Raw genomic sequence first — 20,316 nt, forward strand, 5'->3', positions numbered from 1 at the left:
TTTGACTTGAACATTCTCTGCATGGGTGACGATGTAAAGTGTGTTAATAGTCTGAGCGAAACTAACAATACGCGCTCATGATTGACGCGGAGAAAATAATGCTGAACAAAAGAATTTATACCCCAATCTTACTGTTTGTTGCTGCGCTGTTTCTGACGGCTTGTGGTGGGCCAGAGCAACAAAATCTGCAAGGGCAGACGATGGGGACGTATTACTCGGTTAAATATGTCACTGACTCTTCAGAACCAAAACCTGAAGCGATTCAAGCCGAAATTGATAAGCGTTTGGAAGAAGTGAATGACCAAATGTCAACTTATCGTCCAGACTCAGAATTAAGTCGTTTTAATCAATTCAAGGAAGTGAATACGCCTTTCCCAGTGTCGGCTGCAACCGCGAAAGTAGTGAAAAAAGCGATTGAAATTAATAAACAAACAGATGGTTCTTTAGATGTGACGGTTGGGCCATTAGTTAATTTATGGGGGTTTGGCCCAGAAGGCCGCGTGACGAAAGCACCTTCAGATGAAGAACTTGCTAAACGCCGTGCATGGGTAGGAATCGAAAAGCTTTCAGTACAAGATAATAACCTGATTAAAACCATACCAGAGCTATATGTTGACCTGTCTTCTATTGCTAAAGGTTATGGTGTAGATGTTGTAGCCGAGTATCTCGAGTCACAAGGCATCAATGACTATATGGTCGATATTGGTGGCGAAGTGCGTACGAAAGGTAAAAATGGTAAAGAGGCACCATGGCGCATTGCCATTGAGAAACCATCAACGGATGGAGTGAGCCAAACCGCACAGGAAATTATTGAGCCAGGTGATCGCTCAATAGCAACATCAGGTGATTATCGTAATTATTTTGAGCAAGATGGTGTTCGTTTTTCTCACACGATTGACCCAAAAACAGGCCGCCCAATTACTCATAACTTAGTCTCTATCACTGTGCTTGCTGAAAATTGCATGAGTGCCGATGGCTTATCTACAGGGCTAAATGTCTTAGGGCCAGAAGCCGGTTTAGCACTTGCTGAAAAAATGAATGTGCCTGTTTTTATGATAGTTAAGACAGATAAAGGTTTTGAAGAGCGTTATACTAAGGCATTCGAACCCTTTTTAACGAAGAAACAGTAACTTTGGGAGGCTAAAGGTATGCTAAACATATTTATTGCAACTTTTGCACTGTTTTTACTGGCTTTTTTGGGAATGTCGTTGGGCTATATTATTAAACGTAAGAGTATCCAAGGTAGCTGTGGCGGCTTAAGCAGCATTGGCGTTGAAAAGGTGTGTGAGTGCCCTGAACCTTGTGATGCACGTAAAAAACGTATGGCACGTGATGAAGCTCGGAAAAAACTGTTAGAAAAGAACCGTATAATCTAAAGCGAATTTTTATTTTGCATAACCTTAACTGTTGTTTTAACAGTTAAGGTTTATTTTTAGATATCTATTTATTAAAAGCCTTCGGTGAATCCACCATTACTGCATCAGCACCTATCTCTTTCGCCAACTGGTAATCGCTTTGGTTATTTACACCAAAAACAATGATATAAGCGTCACCATCACGTTTAAAGCACTCTATCGCTGATTTATCCCATGAAAGTGTTGCCGGGGAGCGAGCCTCACCTAGCGTATATTTTTCAACAACTTCAACTTTACGATGTAGCTCAAAACCATACCAACGAGAAGCTGGCTTATCCGTTTTATTGATTGGTTTTGTGTCTGGAACTGAACATTGATGGTTCATAATGCTATTTGCCAAAATGGTACGAGTTTCATCACGGCTTTCAAAGGTCTGAATTTTAGGGGATAGCTGATTTAGCGCGGTTAAGAAATCGGTATTGGTAGAGTAAAAGCGTACTTGATTGAATGCTTTTGTTTTTTCCAATAAGGCTAGAGTAGCTTTGGCTTGAGTGGCTGGGTTGGCGTCAGGGGATTTTAAGTCAATATAAAAGGTGGTGTCTGGATACTTTTTTAATATGGCTTCTAGTGTGCTAATTGTGGTGGTTGCAGCGGGTAATTGTTGGTTGTTTTTTTGATTAAATTGGTATGCAGCATTGATATGGCTAAGTTGCTCTGCGGAATAGGCCGAAACAGGGCCTTTTTTATCTGTTAGAGAATCAAGATCACTTGGGCGATATAACACTAATTGATTATCTTGGCTGAGCTGGACGGTTAACCAAATGGCATCCGCTTTGTTTTTCTTTGCAAGATCAATAGCATAAATCGTATTTTCAGGTGCATCTGCCGTACCAGCGCGGTGCGCAACAATTTGAGGTGAAGCCATTTGAGTGGTGAATGCAAATGAGTTTTGAGTGATCAGAAGTAGCAACCCAATGATCGCTAACGGGTTAAATTTTAATGCGGATATCATTGCCATGAGTATTGTCCATAAAATAATTTTTAACGAGTTGTGAGGGAAATAAGCCAGTCTGTTGTATTACTTTTTTATTAATCTGTAATCCATTAGGACTCTTTTTAAGACTAACTTTATTTATTTTTACCCATAAAGTGTGGCAGTTAAATATGACAATAAAATGAATTGGTTTTTATTAACAGAGAGTTAGAAGAGATTAAAATGAGCTTGATATCGTACTTCCTCGTAATTGCATGGCTAATAAAAATACTGTATATTTAATCAGTTGATTGGTTTTTTTATGAGTGAACCCGTGCGTAAAATTATTCATATTGATATGGACTGCTTTTATGCGGCGATAGAAATGCGCGATGACCCAAGCCTACGCAATGTCCCTATTGCGGTTGGTGGAAGTGCGGATCGTCGGGGAGTTATCAGTACAGCCAACTATGAAGCGCGCCGCTATGGCGTACACAGCGCGATGTCGACGGCTATTGCCTTGAGGCTTTGCCCGCACCTAAAAGTCGTCCCGGGGCATATGGCACTGTATAAAGAAACCTCTATTCATATTCGCAAGATTTTTGCGCGCTATACCGATTTAATCGAACCTCTTTCCCTTGATGAAGCGTATTTAGATGTGACGGATTGTACGCAGTTGCATGGCTCTGCAACTTTGATTGCAGAAGCTATTCGTCAGCAAATTTTTGATGAATTGCAGTTAACTGCATCAGCGGGGATCGCACCTATCAAGTTTTTAGCGAAAATCGCTTCGGATATGAATAAACCTAATGGTCAGTTTGTTATCACGCCACAAAATATGGATCAATTCGTCCTCACATTACCATTAAAAAAGATCCCCGGAGTCGGCAAAGTGACGGCTCAAAAATTGGCGGATATGGGGCTGAATACCTGTGCGGATGTGCAGCAATTTGATATGGTTACGTTAATCAAAAGCATGGGGAAATTTGGTCAAGCACTTTGGGAACGTTGCCATGCCATTGATGAGCGCCCTGTAAACCCCGATAGGCTGAGAAAGTCCGTGGGGGTTGAACGGACATTAGCTGAAGATATTCATCAATGGGATGATTGTCTTTTGTTGTTAGATAAGTTGTATGAAGAATTGCAGTTACGTTTAGCAAAAGTAAAACCCGATTTGCGCATCGCCCGTCAAGGGGTGAAATTCAAGTTTGATGACTTTCAGCAAACAACACAGGAGCATGTGTATCCCATTTTAAATAAACAAGATTTAGTACAACTCGCACAGCAGGTTTGGGAAAATCGCCGGTTAAAGCGAGGGGTGAGGTTGGTGGGGTTACATGTCATGTTACAAAGCCCGCAATTAGAGCGGCAGTTATTACTTGAACTTTAAAAAAATGCTCATCAAAAGGATGAGCATTCTATTCAATATCAGTGGATTAGCCTTTAACTGGGATCGCTTTTAGCACCGCAGTTAACAGTTTCCAATACTCACCAACACTGGCGATATGAACGCGTTCATCTGGTGAGTGTGCGCCACGAATGGTTGGCCCAATGGAGACCATGTCCATATCTGGATATGGCTTTTTGAATAAACCGCACTCAAGGCCTGCGTGGATCACCATAACATTTGGGATCTTACCAAATAACTTATTGTAGGTTTCACTCACCAAATGCATCACAGCAGAGTCTGCATCTGGCTGCCAACCTGGGTAGCTACCTTCTGCACGATATTGGGCTTTCGCTAATTTACTAACAGAAGTCAGCATGTTAACGACATAATTTTTACCGCTATCGATGAGTGAACGAACGAGGAAGATGACCTCTGCTTTATCTTCCGTCATACGTACGACACCTTCATTTAGTGAGGTTTCCACGACACCTTTTGCGACATCACTCATACGGATAACGCCATTTGGTGCCGCATTTAAGAAGAAAACAAAGTGTTGTTGGCAGTCATCAGACAGCGCTTTTAAGTCGCTTTGTGTTTCATCTAACAACAGCACTAAGTTAGGTTCAACAGCGGCTAACTCATTTTTCAGAATGCTTTCGTAGCGTGTTCTTAGTGCCGTCAGATCAGCGACTTTACCAGCTGGAACAGAAATAATGGCGTGTGCTTCACGTGGGATAGCATTACGTACTGTACCGCCTTTAAACTCTAATAGTTTTAGGCTGAGATCTTCTGCGTGGCCTGCAAGAAAACGTGCTAACAGCTTGTTTGCATTACCTAAACCTAAATGAACATCACCACCTGAGTGGCCACCTTTTAAACCTTTTAAGGTCAAGGTAAAGGTTTGATAACCTTCTGGTAATGCTTCGCGAGTTAGGTCAAAAGTGGTTGTGAAATCAACACCACCAGCGCAACCCATGTAGATTTCGCCTTCTTCCTCGGAGTCGGTGTTGATTAAGATATCCGCTTGTAACCAGCCTGCTTTTAAGCCAAACGCACCTTCCATACCCGCTTCTTCGGTCATGGTTAACAGCACTTCCATTGGGCCGTGCTCAACGCTGTCATCAGCTAAAACAGCCAGTGCAGATGCTAAACCAATACCGTTATCTGCGCCTAATGTGGTTCCTTCAGCAGTCACCCATTCGCCATTTACATACGGGCGGATTGGGTCAACTTTAAAGTCATGCACCGTATCGTTATTTTTTTGCGGCACCATGTCTAAGTGGGCTTGTAACACCACGGCTTTACGGTTTTCGTAGCCCGCAGTTGCAGGTTTACGGATCAAAATGTTGCCAACTTCATCACGCTCAACGTGGAAGCCTTTTTGTTTTGACCAATCAACGATATGTGCCGCTAAAGCTTCTTCATGATATGAAGGATGTGGAATGGAGCAGATGGTAGCGAAGATGTCCCACAGTGGTTGGGGGGATAATTTGGCTAAGTCAGACACGTGTATCTCCTATGATTTTCCCGTTATATTTCAAGCTATAGCGTTGTTGTCTGCACTCACAAACCTACGTCACATACTGATGTATGCTCCTTGGATTTGTTCATTTGCCGCCTAGCTATAACTTGAACTATTTAGGGAAAATCCCTGAATCATCTAGACAGCAGCCGATTGACAGTCAACGCGAGTTTCAGCTTCGATTTTTAAAAGGAACATTGCTGTAATTATGACCTAACAGCCTGAAGTTTCGAATTAAAGGCCGCCTCTTTTATAAACTCAGGATAACACTTTCTTTTGAATAATGGACAGTGTAAATGATAATAATTGATGGCGAATGATGCTTTTTACTGGTTTTTAGCGCGCCGAATCACTATAATCTCGCGCAACCTTTTTTCCGCAAGACACATTTCAGATTTACTCAGCAGTCGGGACCCGAATTATATGAGCGAAAAATATGTCGTAACGTGGGATATGTTGCAAATACATGCCCGTAAACTCGCACAACGTTTATTACCAGTAGAACAATGGACCGGTATTATCGCGGTTAGCCGTGGTGGACTTGTCCCTGGTGCACTTCTTGCACGTGAACTGGGAATTCGTCACGTTGACACCGTTTGTATCTCTAGCTATGACCATGATAACCAACGCGAATTAACTGTTATCAAGCGCGCTGAAGGCGATGGTGAAGGCTTTATCGTCATTGATGATTTAGTTGATACTGGCGGTACTGCACAAGCTATTCGTGATATGTATCCAAAAGCACACTTTGTGACTATCTTCGCAAAACCAGCTGGTCGTCCATTAGTTGATGACTATGTGGTTGATATCCCTCAAGATACTTGGATTGAACAGCCTTGGGATATGGGCGTTGTCTTTGTTAAGCCTCTGTGTGAACAAGATAAATAAATCTGTTTGTCACTTAAAGTTAGGTAAAAACACTGTAATTATAAAGCCTTATGGATTTTATTGATTGCTAGAACACATTAATACCTAAAATTTTTGAGTCAAACACGATATAATTTGGGGAGTGCATTATGTGCATTCCCCTTATTTTTTGGTTCCATTCAGCGACGGTATACAGGTAATTGGGATGACTCAGCAAAATTTATCCGAAAAACTCTTTAAGCCTAAAATCAGACAGGTTGAAACATCGACACTGGTCTCATATTCCGCCCAAACACTGCCTCAGCTCAAAGAGCACAGTGTGCTGAGTGGTTCTCACCATGCGGGCTGGTATCGCATGATTAACCGCTTGATGTGGATTTGGCGTGGAATTGACGCATTAGAAATAGAAGATGTGCTTAGCCGTATTGCGATTTCGAATGCGCCACGGAGTAATGAGAACCAACTCGATACTGTCATCGGTAATCGTTCAGGCAATTGGTGTTTTGAATGGTCTCAACAAGCGATGCATTGGCAACAAAAAGCCTTAGAGTTCGAGAAGGGGGTTGATGCGGGTAATGCGTGGCTGCGCGCAGCAAATTTATATAGCATAGCCGCTTACCCGTTTATCAAAGGTGATGAACTTGCAGATCAAGCTATTCTTCTTGCGAATAAAGCCTATGATAGCGCCGCTAAATTTTCTCAATACCGTTTAAAGAAAATTCCTTTCAAAGTGGATGGCGGTAAAGAGGTTTGCGGCTTTTTGCATATTCCCTCTCAGGGGCAAGGCCCTTATCCAACGGTAATGATTTGCGGTATGTTAGATAGCTTACAAATTGATTTTTGTCGCTATTTCCGTGATTACCTTGAGCCATTGGGGATTGCTATGCTCACGCTGGATATGCCATCTATTGGTTATTCGAACAAATACAAGCTCACCCAAGAAACCACCACGTTACATGAGCAAATTGTTCGCCAAATTGATGATATTGCATGGATTGACCATACACGCTTTGGCATAGTTGGAATGCGTTTTGGCGCAAACATAGCGTTAAGATTAGCTTATATGTGCCCTGAGAAAATCAAAGGGGTCGCTGTGATAGGTCCAATTGTGCACAGTTTATTGCACGAAGAGAAATATCAACGAGATATTCCTCGGATGGTTTTGGATGTGTTCGCCAGTCGTCTGGGGATTTACCAAGTTGATGGATCTGCATTACGCCACGAACTTAGTTGTTATTCTTTGAAAAATCAGGGGCTTTTAGGCAGAAGAAGTAAGGTTCCTATGTTAGCTGTCAGCTTGAAAGACGATATTTATAGCCCAAAAGCGGAAGCGGATCTGATTAAACGTTCTTCTATGGATGCGGATGCCATTATGTTACCAAGCCATCCAGTGTTCGCTAATTTTGAGAAAGCGTTAAGTGAAACAACGAATTGGTTAAAAGCAAAAATACTTTAAAATAATTTAATAACTTGCTTATTTTTTCCCATTTGTTAAAAAGGGATCTTCCCAAGAAGGAGATCCTTAACATGGCTTTACCGACTGATTACACAAATGGAAAATATTTAAAGAAATTTGCAGCGATAGGTCCGTATTTAAGAGAAAAACAATGCTTAAAGGGTTGCTACATATTTGATAGCTTGGTTGTGTGTGTGAATGCCAACATAGTGCCTGAGAAACGTGAATTTTGGGGGTGGTGGTTAAAGCTAGTTGCTACTGATACAGGCTTTGAGTTTACCTATCATTTAGGGCTATACAATGGGCATGGTAGTTGGCAGGTTAAAGCATTAAAAGACGGTGCAACCACCGAGGCTGTTGAAAAGAATTTGATCTCTTTTCATCAAAACCTCGCTAAGCAATTATCTGACCTTGAGTTAAGCCTCTTCCCTTCACCGCTAATGTCAGAATTAAAACTGGAATTAAGCGCATAAATTTGTTTTAAACCAACTTTTGTTGAATTTTGCGTTATGCCTGTTGGCATAACGCGCTTCTCCTGATAAAAATGATACCTACTTTTGTTTTATTAATCCTAATGGCAGAAAAATGATGAAAAATAGCCAGACGCTGGTCGTTAAGTTAGGCACCAGTGTACTTACAGGGGGCTCGCGCCGTTTAAACCAAGCTCATATTGTTGAGTTGGTTAGACAATGTGCGCAGCAATATGAAAAAGGGCACCGTATTATTATCGTGACATCTGGGGCAATTGCCGCAGGTTGCGAGCACTTAAATTACCCCGAACTGCCGGCTACCATTGCATCTAAACAGTTGCTCGCGGCGGTCGGTCAAAGTCGTTTGATTCAATTGTGGGAAAGATTATTCTCCATTTATGGCATTCACATTGGGCAAATGTTACTGACCCGTGCGGATTTGGAAGACAGAGAACGCTTTTTAAATGCGCGAGATACCTTACAAGCATTGCTTGATAACGGCATTATTCCTGTCATTAATGAAAATGATGCGGTTGCAACTGCGGAAATAAAAGTGGGTGATAATGACAACCTATCGGCACTTGCCGCCATTCTCGGGGATGCAGACAAACTGCTCTTGTTGACAGATATTGAGGGTTTGTATGATGCAGATCCCCGCAGCAACCCAGATGCAAAATTAATCCCCGAAGTGTATGGTATCAATGATGAACTCAGGGAAATGGCGGGTGGTAGTGTCAGTGGCTTAGGAACGGGCGGAATGGCCACTAAGCTACAAGCTGCGGATGTTGCAGGTCGTGCGGGTATTGATGTGGTGATTGCCGCAGGCAATAAACCCGATGTCATTAACGCGGTCATCGAAAATATCCCAGTGGGAACCCGTTTTTACGGGCAGAAAAACCCAATGGAAAACCGTAAGCGCTGGATTTTCGGTGCGCCAGCTGCGGGTGATGTGTACATTGATGATGGTGCTCAACTGGCGATTATGGAAAAAGGTAGCTCATTATTGCCAAAAGGCATTAAGAAAATCGAGGGGGATTTCTCTCGTGGCGCAGTGATCCGAATCCGCAACATGGCAGGTAAAGACCTTGCACATGGTGTCACTCATTATAACAGTGATGCACTTCGAATGATTGCAGGTCAACATTCTCAAGACATAAACAAGATACTTGGCTATGAACACGGCTCTGTGGCTGTTCATCGCGATGATATGATAGTGAGTTAATTATGTTAGAAACAATGGGTAAAGCAGCAAGGGCTGCATCATGGCAATTAGCTCAGCTAAGCACCAAACAAAAAAATGCTGCACTACAGCAAATTGCGGATTTATTAGAGCAAGAAAGTGCCATTATTTTGGCTGCAAACGAAAAGGATATGGAGCAAGCAAGGGCGAGTGGCATGACTGAAGCGCTGCAAGACCGCTTGTTGTTAACGCCTGAACGCTTAAAAAATATCGCTGATGATGTGCGTAAAGTGTGCCAACTTGCAGACCCTGTAGGCCAAGTCATTGATGGTAGCAAACTTGATAGTGGCTTGGATCTCCAGCGCCGACGCGTGCCATTGGGTGTGGTTGGTGTTATCTACGAAGCACGCCCTAATGTCACTGTCGATGTGGCTTCTTTATGCCTAAAAACTGGCAACGCGGCGATTATGCGTGGGGGCAAAGAAACCCACAATACGAATCTGGCAGTTGTTAGTGTTATTCAAAAAGCCTTGAAAAATAGTGGGTTACCAGCAGAAGCAGTACAAGCAATTAATAACCCTGATCGCGAGTTAGTGGCTCAATTACTGAAATTAGATCGTTACGTAGATATGTTAATTCCGCGAGGTGGTGCAGGGTTACACAAGCTATGCCGTGAACAATCAACCATTCCCGTGATCACTGGCGGAATTGGTGTGTGCCATACTTTTGTCGATGAGTCTGTCAATTTTGACAAAGCGATCAACGTGATTATTAATGCAAAAGTGCAGCGTCCAAGCGCTTGCAATTCACTTGAAACATTGCTCGTCCACAAGAATATCGCCGCTGAATTCCTGCCATTACTCAGCAAAAAAATGGCCGAGCAACAAGTGACTCTGCACGCGAGCGAGCAAGCGATGCCATTTTTACAACAAGGCCCTGCAAAAGTGGTTGATGTTAAACCCGAAAACTTAGTCGATGAGTGGCTATCTTTGGATTTAAATGTGGAAATTGTTGCTGATGTGGACGCGGCTATCGACCATATTCGCCATTATGGCACTGCACACTCGGATGCTATTTTGACAGAGTCGATTAGCCAAGCCGATTACTTTGTGCAGTGTGTTGATTCAGCTGCTGTTTATGTGAATGCGAGTACGCGCTTTACAGACGGTGGGCAGTTTGGCCTAGGTGCGGAAGTTGCAGTGAGCACGCAAAAATTGCACTCGCGAGGTCCTATGGGGCTGGATGCGTTAACAACCTACAAATGGATTGGTTATGGCGATTTTTTAAATCGCCCATAGAAGTGAAAGAAAGTTATAAAGCCACACAAGTGAAGTGTGGCTTTCTTTTTTATGGTTTGCTGTGTTTGGCAGCATTTATAAGCAAATGAATAGCTAAATTTTATTAGTATTCATGATGATGGGATGGAAATTAATGTTTTACATTATCGGTCCAAGAGGTTCAGGTAAAACAACAATTGGGAAATTATTTGCCGAATCTAAGGGATACCAATTTGTTGATACAGATAAGTTAATACTTGAAAAATCAGGAAAAAGTATTGCAGAAATCGTAGAGCAACATGGTTGGAATTATTTTCGCCAGTTAGAAAGTGAAATATTAAAATCAATTGTACAAGATGATGTGATTGTTTCTACAGGGGGCGGAATTATTCTTGCTGAGGAAAATCAACAGGTAATGCGAGATAATGGTACTGTTATCTATTTAAATGCTAAACCTGATGTTCTTGCTAAACGACTTGCCGCTGAACCGCAGGCTGAACAACGCCCAAGCTTAACAGGTAAATCTTTAGTCGAAGAAATTGAAGAGGTTATGCAGCAACGGGAACCTATTTACCGAGCAACAGCTCACCATATTATTGATGCGACTCAGCCAATTGATGAAATTATCGCGCAACTCAATAAGTTATCTTAAACTCATTATTGGTGCGCACTTTTCATATTAGGTGTTTTCGGATTATGCCCCTAGTGGAGATCGTTCTACTCAGTAAGATAAGTGTTATTACGGCATAACAATATTTTGGTAGCATACAAAAATATAATCATAATATAGGGATTCATTATGTTGGTGAAAATAATCAAAGCCATCCTTACGTTTTTATTTCGTGTTGAAGTTGTTGGTGATGCGAAAGAGTTTGATCAAGATAAATGTTTGATCACCCCTAATCACGTCTCTTTTCTCGATGGTGTTTTGATCGCACTTTTTCTCCCCGTAAAACCTGTATTTGCCGTTTACTCAACCTTTGCTACGCCTAAAATGGTGAAGCGCCTTAAGCCCTATGCGGATATTGTCCCGCTTGACCCTGCTAACCCATTAGGTATTCGACACCTTGTTAAAGAGGTAGAAAAAGGGCGACCGATCGTTATTTTCCCTGAGGGGCGAATTTCGGTGCATGGTTCTTTGATGAAAATCTATGAAGGTGCAGCATTTGTCGCCGCCAAATCAGAAGCAAAGGTTGTCCCTATTCGTATTGAAGGGGCTGAACGTAGTCATTTTGGGCGTTTAAAAGGGATTATCCCGCTAAAATGGTTTCCAAAAATTACGTTACATATATTACCTGCACAAATTATTCCGATGCCAGAAGCACCAAAATCGGTTGAGCGCCGTGCGCTAGCAGGCGAACATCTTTATCAAATTATGAAATCTGCACGCATGGCTTGTCGGCCACAAGTGACGCTGGTTGAAGAGTTTATCGACAGTGTGCAGCGCTTTGGTCGCCGTACGCCTTGTATTGAAGACATCGCATTCAAAGAAGATTCATACCAAACATTACTGAAAAAAACGTTAGGAGTGGGGCGTATCATTGAGCGCTATACCCATGAAAACGAACGTGTTGGCCTTTTGCTGCCAAATGCAACGGTGACGGCGGCAGCGATTTTTGGGGCATTGATGAGAGGGCGTGTCCCGGCGATGTTGAATTACACAGCTGGTAGTCATGGGATTAGTAATGCCCTCAAAGCTTCAGCGGCGAAAGTGGTATTCACTTCACGGCAATTTCTCGAAAAAGGTAACCTCACGCATATTCCAGAACAGGTTCCGGAAGCGAACTGGATTTACCTTGAAGATTTAAAAGACACAGTAACTTTGCAAGATAAGCTATGGATTGTTAAGCATTTATTTAACCCGCGCAAAGCCATTGTTCCACGAAAAGCATCGGATGAAGCCATTGTCTTGTTTACCTCTGGTTCTGAAGGGACACCAAAAGGCGTCGTGCATAGCCATGCCAGTTTGATGGCAAACGTTGAGCAAATTAAAACAATTGCTGACTTTACGCCTCGTGACCGTTTTATGTCTTCGTTGCCATTGTTTCACGCATTTGGTTTAACAGTCGGGTTATTTATTCCTCTATTTTCGGGGAGTCGCGTTTTTCTATACCCAAGCCCACTTCATTACCGCATTATTCCTGAGCTCGTGTATGACAAGAACTGCACCGTGTTATTCGGAACGTCAACATTCTTGGGGAATTATGCGCGTTTTGCTCATCAATATGATTTTGCCCGTTTACGCTATGTGGTCGCAGGGGCAGAAAAGCTTTCGGATAAAACGAAGAAAATTTGGTTTGAAAAATTCGGTATTCGCATCCTTGAAGGTTATGGTGTGACCGAATGCGCGCCAATTGTCTCTATCAACGTCCCAATGGCGGCAAAAGAAGGGACGGTAGGGCAAATTTTACCCGAAATGGAAGCGCGTATTATCCCTATTTCTGGCATCGAAAATGGCGGCAAACTGCAACTTAAAGGCCCTAATATCATGAAAGGATATTTACGTGTTGAAGCGCCTGGTGTACTCGAAACACCAAGTGCTGAAAATGCGCAGGGTGAGGTAGAAGATGGCTGGTACGACACGGGTGATATTGTTGAGTTAGATAATAAAAATTTCTGCACTATCAAAGGCCGTGTTAAACGCTTTGCGAAACTGGCAGGGGAAATGGTTTCCCTTGAAAGTATCGAACAGATGGTCGCCATGTTATCACCAAATGCGAATCATGGCGTCGTGACAAAACCCGATAGCAGTAAAGGTGAAGCCTTGGTCTTGTTTACTACCGATAAAGAGTTAGATAGAAGCGCCTTATCGGCAGCAGCGAAAAGCCGAGGATTAACAGAGCTTGCAGTTCCTCGCGATATTCGCTTGGTAAAAGAATTACCTGTGTTAGGTAGCGGGAAAACGGATTTTGTCACACTGAAACAAATGGCCTTAAAGGATGCCTAATATGCAAGAAAGTACCCCTAATTTACCGCTAATGAGTCGAGGGATGAAAGCTGTTTTGGCGTCTCAATTCCTCTCTGCATTTGCGGATAATGCACTGTTATTTGCCATATTAGCGCAACTCAAAGCTGAATTTTATCCAGAGTGGAGCCATCCTATTCTGCAAATGGTATTTGTGTTTACTTATATCGTTTTAGCCCCTTTTGTTGGGCAAATTGCTGATAGATTCTCCAAAGGCCGCGTGATGTTGTTCTCCAATATTTTTAAATTTATTGGGGCACTTGGGATTTGCTTTGGGTTAAACCCATTTCTTTGTTATGGGTTAGTAGGGATTGGGGCGGCCTCTTATTCACCTGCTAAATACGGTATTTTAGGTGAATTAACTGGGGGAGATAACCTAGTTAAAGCCAATGGTGTGATGGAAGCTTCAACGATTGCGGCAATCTTAGTGGGCTCTGTTGTTGGTGGAATGCTCTCTGATATCAATCTCTTATTAGCGCTAGGGACATGTGCTATTTTATATGCGCTGGCTGTAATCGCTAACTTCTTTATTCCACACCTTGTGGCGGCGAGACCCGGAAAAGGCTGGAATCTCAAATTACTGGTCACTGATTTCTTTCAAGCGTGCCGTATTTTATGGGCAAATCAGGAAAGCCGTTTTTCCCTTGTCGGAACCAGTTTGTTCTGGGGAGCAGGGGTTACATTACGTTTTTTATTAGTTGCTTGGGTACCTGTGGCTTTAGGTTTACAAGATAACACAACCCCAACCATATTAAATGCCATGGTTGCAGTGGGGATTGTTGCAGGGGCTGGGCTTGCGGCTAAGTTTATTACTTTGAAAACCGTTTACCGTTGTATTCCTGCGGGGGTTATTATTGGCGTGATGGTGGTGTTACTTTCCTTGCAAACTAATATTATTCCATCCTACTTTATCTTGATTATTTTAGGGGTATTTGGCGGGCTATTTGTTGTTCCTCTAAATGCTTTATTGCAAGAGAAGGGTAAAGAAACGGTTGGTGCAGGGAACGCTATTGCAGTGCAAAATTTAGGCGAAAATAGCGCGATGCTGATCATGCTAGGCTTGTATTCACTGGCAATTAAAGGTGGTTTATCTGTAGTGAATGCAGGCATTGGCTTTGGTGCAGTATTCACGATTGCGATTGCTGGCTTATGGATTTGGGATCGTGCTCGTAAAAAATGATGTAAAGGGTGGATTACGTAATGGTAGATGAGAAGCAACTCGAAACATTAAGTATTCAGGTTGGGCAACAGCTTCAAGCACAAGGTAAAACCGTTACCACTGCGGAGTCCTGCACAGGCGGGTGGATTGCAAAGGTGCTGACGGATATTTCTGGGAGCTCAGATTACTTCCAGCGTGGCTTCGTCACTTATAGCAACGAAGCCAAACACCAAATGATTGGTGTGGCAGATGCGTCTTTACTGCAATTTGGTGCGGTTAGCCAGCAAGTGGTTGAGGAAATGGCCTCAGGGGCATTGAAAGAAGCCGCTGCCGATTTTGCGATCTCAGTCAGTGGTATTGCAGGTCCTGGTGGCGGTAGTATCGACAAACCTGTTGGTACAGTATGGTTTGGTTTTGCCCAAAAACAAGCAGATGGCACAGTGTCAATTATCACTGTGCATCGTGTTTTTCAAGGAGATAGAAATCAAGTGCGTTTACAATCAACAGGTTATGCACTGGAAACACTTTTGAGTATATTAAAGTAAAAATTTCCTTGATACTGTATGATTATACAGTATACTTAGTTCCAACAAATCGAATTCAATCGTTTTATTCGCAGTGGCAAAGCCATTGCACTTAGGGAGTAAACATGGCTATTGATGAAAACAAACAAAAAGCACTGGCTGCTGCACTGGGTCAAATTGAAAAGCAATTTGGTAAAGGTTCCATTATGCGTCTTGGTGAAGACCGCTCAATGGATGTTGAAACCATTTCAACAGGTTCTTTATCGCTAGACGTTGCATTAGGTGCTGGTGGCCTGCCATTAGGTCGTATTGTTGAAATCTACGGTCCAGAATCTTCAGGTAAAACGACCCTAACATTACAAGTTATTGCTGCGGCACAACGCAGTGGCAAAACCTGTGCGTTTATTGATGCTGAGCACGCACTTGATCCTATCTATGCGAAAAAACTCGGCGTTGATATCGATAATTTACTGTGTTCTCAACCAGACACGGGTGAGCAAGCGCTTGAAATTTGTGACGCGCTGACCCGCTCAGGTGCTGTTGACGTGATCATCGTTGACTCCGTTGCTGCATTAACCCCTAAAGCAGAAATTGAAGGTGAGATTGGTGATTCTCACATGGGTCTTGCTGCGCGTATGATGAGTCAGGCAATGCGTAAATTAGCGGGTAACTTAAAAACCTCAAATACGCTTCTGATCTTCATCAACCAAATTCGTATGAAAATTGGTGTGATGTTCGGTAACCCAGAAACCACAACGGGTGGTAATGCACTGAAATTCTACGCATCTGTTCGCTTAGATATCCGTCGTATTGGCGCTGTGAAAAACGGTGAAGAAATCGTTGGTAGTGAAACACGCGTTAAAGTGGTAAAAAACAAAGTTGCGGCACCATTCAAACAAGCAGAATTCCAAATTCTTTATGGTGAAGGGATTAATACCTTTGGTGAGTTAATTGACTTGGGTGTTAAACACAAGCTAATTGAAAAAGCGGGTGCTTGGTATAGCTATAACGGCGATAAGATTGGCCAAGGTAAAGCTAACTCAACAACTTACTTAAAAGAGCATCCTGAAGTCGCGAAAGAAATTGATACAAAACTGCGTGAAATGTTACTCAATCACACCGGTGAATTTAGCAGCGCTGCAACAGACTTTATCAGTGATTCTGATGAAGAAGAAACACCAGAAGAATTTTAATTATTAGCTAGTGAATTGATTAGTCATTAGATTATAGGCGCTGCTCTTATTGAGTAGCGCCTTTTTTGTTTTTTTCAATCACAATAATAGTTTATTCAACAGTTTTTCTGTGGAAAAATACGCTGACCAGAGGTATAAACATACTTTCAGAAAATATCTAGACGCTTTACAATGAAAGCCACGAATGGATGTAGCTATAATTTTACTTCTAGACAAAGAGACTTTATCTTATCAGTCACTTTTTAATCGGAGAGTTGATTAGAGGTGATGTTACATGCCATCTCAACAATTCATAATTCTGTTTCCAGCTTGATATCGGGATAAATATGAGTAAAAGCACCGCTGAGATCCGCCAAGCGTTTCTCGACTTTTTTCATACAAAAGGTCACCAGGTGGTCACCAGCAGTTCGCTAGTGCCTAACAATGACCCGACACTATTGTTCACAAACGCAGGGATGAACCAGTTCAAAGATGTATTTCTTGGTCTGGATAAGAGAGCATATTCCCGAGCGACAACTGCACAGCGCTGTGTGCGTGCAGGTGGTAAACATAACGACTTAGAAAACGTAGGTTATACGGCTCGTCACCACACATTCTTTGAAATGTTAGGTAACTTCAGCTTTGGTGACTACTTTAAGCATGATGCAATTCGCTTTGCGTGGGAATTACTGACAAGCGAAGAATGGTTTAGTCTGCCAAAAGAAAGGTTGTGGGTCACTGTTTATGCTACAGATGATGAAGCTTATGATATCTGGAACAAAGAAATTGGAGTTCCAGCGGAGCGCATCATTCGTATCGGTGATAACAAAGGCGCGCCTTATGCATCAGATAACTTCTGGCAGATGGGCGATACAGGTCCTTGCGGTCCTTGTACTGAGATTTTTTATGATCATGGCGATCATATTTGGGGTGGGCCTCCAGGTAGCCCAGAAGAAGATGGCGACCGTTATATTGAAATCTGGAACCTCGTCTTCATGCAGTTTAACCGTCAATCAGACGGTACCATGGAGCCTCTACCGAAGCCTTCTGTTGATACAGGAATGGGCTTAGAGCGTATCTCTGCGGTATTGCAACACGTCAATTCAAACTATGACATCGATATTTTCCGTGAATTAATTGCAGCGGCAGCGAAAGCAACTGGGGCAACCGATCTGGAAAATAAATCACTACGTGTTATTGCCGACCATATTCGCTCTTGTGCTTTCCTTGTTAGTGATGGCGTTATTCCATCAAACGAAGGCCGTGGTTACGTTCTGCGTCGTATTATTCGTCGTGCAGTTCGTCATGGTTACATGCTTGGTGCAAAAGAAACATTTTTCTACAAATTAGTGGCTCCACTGATTAATGTCATGGGCTCTGCAGCCGAAGAGTTGCAGCGTCAACAAGCGATGGTTGAAAAAGTTCTTAAAACTGAAGAAGAGCAATTCGCCCGTACTTTAGAACGTGGTTTGCAATTACTTGATGAAGAACTGGCATCCTTAAAAGGGGATACCCTTGATGGTGAGGCCGCATTCCGTCTTTACGATACTTACGGTTTCCCAATCGACTTAACCGCAGATGTGTGCCGTGAGCGCAATATCAAAGTTGATGAAGAAGGCTTTGAGCGCGCAATGGAAGACCAACGCCGTCGTGCGAGAGAATCTAGCGGTTTCGGTGCTGACTATAATTCATTAATTAAAGTTGATAAGCGTAGTGAGTTCTCTGGTTATCAATATGATGAACAACAAGCGACTATAACTGCGCTGTATAAAGATGGTCAACCTGTTGATAGCTTGAATGCAGGTGAGGAAGGCTTAGTCATCCTTGATAAAACCGCATTTTACGCAGAATCAGGTGGCCAAGTTGGTGATATTGGCTTCTTAAATAATGACAATGCGCGTTTTAATGTGACAGATACACAAAAGTATGGCCAAGCCATTGGCCATATCGGTAAAGTCGAATCAGGTTCATTAGTGGTTAACCATCGCATTACCGCTGTGGTTGATAGCGCAAGGCGTAATGCTATTCGCTTGAACCACTCTGCAACACACTTATTACACGCTGCATTACGTCAAGTTCTGGGTGAGCACGTATCTCAGAAAGGCTCTCTTGTTAATGACAAGTACCTGCGTTTTGACTTCTCTCATTTTGAAGCCATGACACAAGCGCAACTTCGCCAAGTAGAAGACATCGTCAATGCTCAAATTCGTCAAAACTCAGAAATTGAAACTGAGTTGATGGATTTAGAGGGTGCGAAAGCGAAAGGGGCTATGGCATTATTCGGTGAAAAATATGAAGAGCGTGTTCGCGTGCTGAGCATGGGCGATTTTTCTATTGAATTATGTGGTGGTACACACGCAAGCCGTACTGGTGATATCGGCCTGTTCCGTATTCTGAGTGAATCTGGAACAGCAGCAGGCGTTCGTCGTATTGAAGCGACGACAGGTGCAATGGCGATTGAAAGTGTTCATCATCAATCAGAGCAACTTTCGGCAATTGCTCACCTACTAAAAGGTGATACTAATAGCCTTGTTGAGAAAGTGAAATCTGCATTGGACAAATCTCGTCAGTTAGAAAAAGAGATTTTGCAACTAAAAGATCAACAAGCTTCTCAAGAAAGTGCTTCACTAAGCAGCAAAGCAAAAGATGTGAAAGGCGTCAAATTGTTAGTGAACCAATTAGGGGATACTGATCCTAAGCTATTGAGAACCATGGTTGATGATCTGAAAAACCAGTTGAAATCTGCGATTATCGTGCTTTCGACAACAAGTGGTGATAAAGTCAGTATGATCGTTGGTGTAACTAATGATTTGACTGCTAAAATTAAAGCAGGTGACTTAATCTCTTATGTTGCACAGCAAGTAGGTGGTAAAGGTGGTGGACGCCCTGATATGGCTCAAGCAGGTGGTACTGATGTAAATGCATTACCTGCAGCGATGGCCAGCGTTGAAGAGTGGGTTGAATCGCGACTGTAAATACTTACTAAAGTTGCCTTGTAGAAATATAAGGCAACTTTAAATCTGTTGCGGCATTGTTAATGTATTGCTTGTAGTGCTATATTTTGCTTGTAAATAATTAGAATGCTTGCCTTGATGGCATCAATGCTTTAGGTGAATGTCATTGCTTTACGTTTTCACGGTGTGTGATGGACAATAGCGGGGATACCTAGAGACCCGACTCTTTTAATATTTCAAGGAGCAAAGAATGCTTATTCTGACTCGTCGAGTTGGTGAAACACTCATGATAGGCGATGAGGTAACAGTTACTGTATTGGGTGTTAAAGGCAACCAAGTTCGTATTGGTGTTAATGCCCCAAAAGAAGTTTCTGTTCACCGTGAAGAAATTTATCAACGGATCCAGGCCGAAAAGACTCAACCAGATAATCAATAATAATGAATAAGCGTCCAATGATTGACCACACAGCAAGAATGGACGCTTGTCTTACCCTTCTTTTTCGATAATACACTCCCTTAAATACACATTTATTTTCTAGCTAAACTCATTTGACTGAAAGTCATGAATCATTGCTATCAACTTCTTTTTTGTTTTTGTTTATAATTTCGCCACGCAATGGTCCTAGTATGATAATTTTTGGATAAAAAAGTGATTTTTCTCTTCACATTTTTATTCATAAAGTAAGTTATTTAAGGGCTGAAAAAGTTCTTTTTCGGTGTTAAACTAATCATCTTGCTTGTGAAATGTGCAAACAGACTGTGGAATGCAAAAAGATTGGAAAAATTGTTTGACTTCTAAGTCTAGGAAAGTAATATGTGCGCCACACAGAGACGAGATGTTTGAAAAAACAAATCGTGTGTAACTAAAATATGGTGAGGTGGCCGAGAGGCTGAAGGCGCTCCCCTGCTAAGGGAGTATGCGGTCAAAAGCTGCATCGAGGGTTCGAATCCCTCCCTCACCGCCATTTTAGATTATGCATCCGTAGCTCAGCTGGATAGAGTACTCGGCTACGAACCGAGCGGTCGGAGGTTCGAATCCTCCCGGATGCACC

17 protein-coding genes and 2 tRNA genes are annotated in these 20,316 nt (G+C 42.5%); 17 read left to right on the forward strand and 2 right to left on the reverse strand.

Translation table 11 applies throughout. The annotated features are described in order from the left end of the window. Nucleotides 1-98: 98 nt before the first annotated feature. Together AC4IFO_RS03940 and nqrM are read left to right on the forward strand one after the other, a co-directional pair. Nucleotides 99-1,130, forward strand: coding sequence for an FAD:protein FMN transferase (locus AC4IFO_RS03940; RefSeq protein WP_490732018.1), 1,032 nt, complete (start codon nucleotides 99-101; stop codon nucleotides 1,128-1,130). An 18-nt stretch (nucleotides 1,131-1,148) separates the two neighbouring features. Continuing rightward, nucleotides 1,149-1,376, forward strand: coding sequence for a (Na+)-NQR maturation NqrM (gene nqrM, locus AC4IFO_RS03945; RefSeq protein WP_490732020.1), 228 nt, complete (start codon nucleotides 1,149-1,151; stop codon nucleotides 1,374-1,376). Between the two features lie 64 nt (nucleotides 1,377-1,440). On the opposite strand, the gene AC4IFO_RS03950 is transcribed toward nqrM, so the two are convergent. Next, complete coding sequence (locus AC4IFO_RS03950; RefSeq protein ID WP_490732022.1) at nucleotides 1,441-2,373, reverse strand: glycerophosphodiester phosphodiesterase family protein; 933 nt, start codon at nucleotides 2,371-2,373, stop codon at nucleotides 1,441-1,443. Between the two features lie 289 nt (nucleotides 2,374-2,662). Here AC4IFO_RS03950 and dinB point away from each other — a divergent pair, with 289 nt between their 5' ends. Continuing rightward, the gene (gene dinB, locus AC4IFO_RS03955) at nucleotides 2,663-3,718 is read left to right on the forward strand and encodes a DNA polymerase IV (RefSeq protein WP_490732054.1); all 1,056 of its coding nucleotides are present in this window, start codon (nucleotides 2,663-2,665) and stop codon (nucleotides 3,716-3,718) included. Between the two features lie 46 nt (nucleotides 3,719-3,764). Here the strand turns inward: dinB and pepD are convergent, their stop codons facing one another. Continuing rightward, nucleotides 3,765-5,225: a beta-Ala-His dipeptidase gene (pepD, locus tag AC4IFO_RS03960; protein WP_490732024.1), complete on the reverse strand. Its 1,461-nt coding sequence runs from the start codon at nucleotides 5,223-5,225 to the stop codon at nucleotides 3,765-3,767. A 438-nt stretch (nucleotides 5,226-5,663) separates the two neighbouring features. Here pepD and gpt point away from each other — a divergent pair, with 438 nt between their 5' ends. The 14 genes from gpt to AC4IFO_RS04030 all read left to right on the forward strand — a co-directional run bounded on the left by gpt (nucleotide 5,664) and on the right by AC4IFO_RS04030 (nucleotide 20,314). Beyond that, complete coding sequence (gene gpt, locus AC4IFO_RS03965) at nucleotides 5,664-6,128, forward strand: xanthine phosphoribosyltransferase (protein ID WP_206084762.1); 465 nt, start codon at nucleotides 5,664-5,666, stop codon at nucleotides 6,126-6,128. A 184-nt stretch (nucleotides 6,129-6,312) separates the two neighbouring features. Beyond that, on the forward strand, nucleotides 6,313-7,563 hold the full coding sequence (frsA, locus tag AC4IFO_RS03970; RefSeq protein ID WP_490732027.1) for an esterase FrsA: 1,251 nt from the start codon (nucleotides 6,313-6,315) through the stop codon (nucleotides 7,561-7,563). Nucleotides 7,564-7,634: 71 nt separating this feature from the next. After that, nucleotides 7,635-8,036: a sigma factor-binding protein Crl gene (gene crl / locus AC4IFO_RS03975; protein WP_490732029.1), complete on the forward strand. Its 402-nt coding sequence runs from the start codon at nucleotides 7,635-7,637 to the stop codon at nucleotides 8,034-8,036. 115 nt (nucleotides 8,037-8,151) lie between these two features. Then, nucleotides 8,152-9,255: a glutamate 5-kinase gene (gene proB / locus AC4IFO_RS03980; protein ID WP_490732056.1), complete on the forward strand. Its 1,104-nt coding sequence runs from the start codon at nucleotides 8,152-8,154 to the stop codon at nucleotides 9,253-9,255. A gap of 2 nt (nucleotides 9,256-9,257) precedes the next feature. Then, nucleotides 9,258-10,511: a glutamate-5-semialdehyde dehydrogenase gene (proA, locus tag AC4IFO_RS03985; RefSeq protein WP_490732031.1), complete on the forward strand. Its 1,254-nt coding sequence runs from the start codon at nucleotides 9,258-9,260 to the stop codon at nucleotides 10,509-10,511. 133 nt (nucleotides 10,512-10,644) lie between these two features. After that, entirely contained in the window at nucleotides 10,645-11,142 is a 498-nt protein-coding gene (gene aroL / locus AC4IFO_RS03990) for a shikimate kinase AroL (RefSeq protein ID WP_490732033.1), read from the forward strand. Nucleotides 11,143-11,289: 147 nt separating this feature from the next. Further along, the gene (gene aas, locus AC4IFO_RS03995) at nucleotides 11,290-13,437 is read left to right on the forward strand and encodes a bifunctional acyl-ACP--phospholipid O-acyltransferase/long-chain-fatty-acid--ACP ligase (protein WP_490732035.1); all 2,148 of its coding nucleotides are present in this window, start codon (nucleotides 11,290-11,292) and stop codon (nucleotides 13,435-13,437) included. Between the two features lies 1 nt (nucleotide 13,438). Next, on the forward strand, nucleotides 13,439-14,635 hold the full coding sequence (lplT, locus tag AC4IFO_RS04000; protein ID WP_490732037.1) for a lysophospholipid transporter LplT: 1,197 nt from the start codon (nucleotides 13,439-13,441) through the stop codon (nucleotides 14,633-14,635). A 20-nt stretch (nucleotides 14,636-14,655) separates the two neighbouring features. Beyond that, nucleotides 14,656-15,159: a nicotinamide-nucleotide amidase gene (gene pncC / locus AC4IFO_RS04005; RefSeq protein WP_490732039.1), complete on the forward strand. Its 504-nt coding sequence runs from the start codon at nucleotides 14,656-14,658 to the stop codon at nucleotides 15,157-15,159. Between the two features lie 104 nt (nucleotides 15,160-15,263). Then, nucleotides 15,264-16,331 (forward strand): recombinase RecA, encoded by a 1,068-nt coding sequence (gene recA, locus AC4IFO_RS04010; RefSeq protein ID WP_490732040.1) that lies wholly within the window; start codon nucleotides 15,264-15,266, stop codon nucleotides 16,329-16,331. A 326-nt stretch (nucleotides 16,332-16,657) separates the two neighbouring features. Beyond that, complete coding sequence (gene alaS / locus AC4IFO_RS04015) at nucleotides 16,658-19,285, forward strand: alanine--tRNA ligase (protein WP_490732042.1); 2,628 nt, start codon at nucleotides 16,658-16,660, stop codon at nucleotides 19,283-19,285. Between the two features lie 229 nt (nucleotides 19,286-19,514). Continuing rightward, nucleotides 19,515-19,700, forward strand: coding sequence for a carbon storage regulator CsrA (csrA, locus tag AC4IFO_RS04020; RefSeq protein WP_004264815.1), 186 nt, complete (start codon nucleotides 19,515-19,517; stop codon nucleotides 19,698-19,700). A 436-nt stretch (nucleotides 19,701-20,136) separates the two neighbouring features. Further along, nucleotides 20,137-20,229, forward strand: a tRNA-Ser gene (locus AC4IFO_RS04025). Between the two features lie 11 nt (nucleotides 20,230-20,240). After that, nucleotides 20,241-20,314, forward strand: a tRNA-Arg gene (locus AC4IFO_RS04030). Nucleotides 20,315-20,316: the final 2 nt, after the last annotated feature.

The organism is Providencia sp. UF-224, assembly GCF_058245955.1.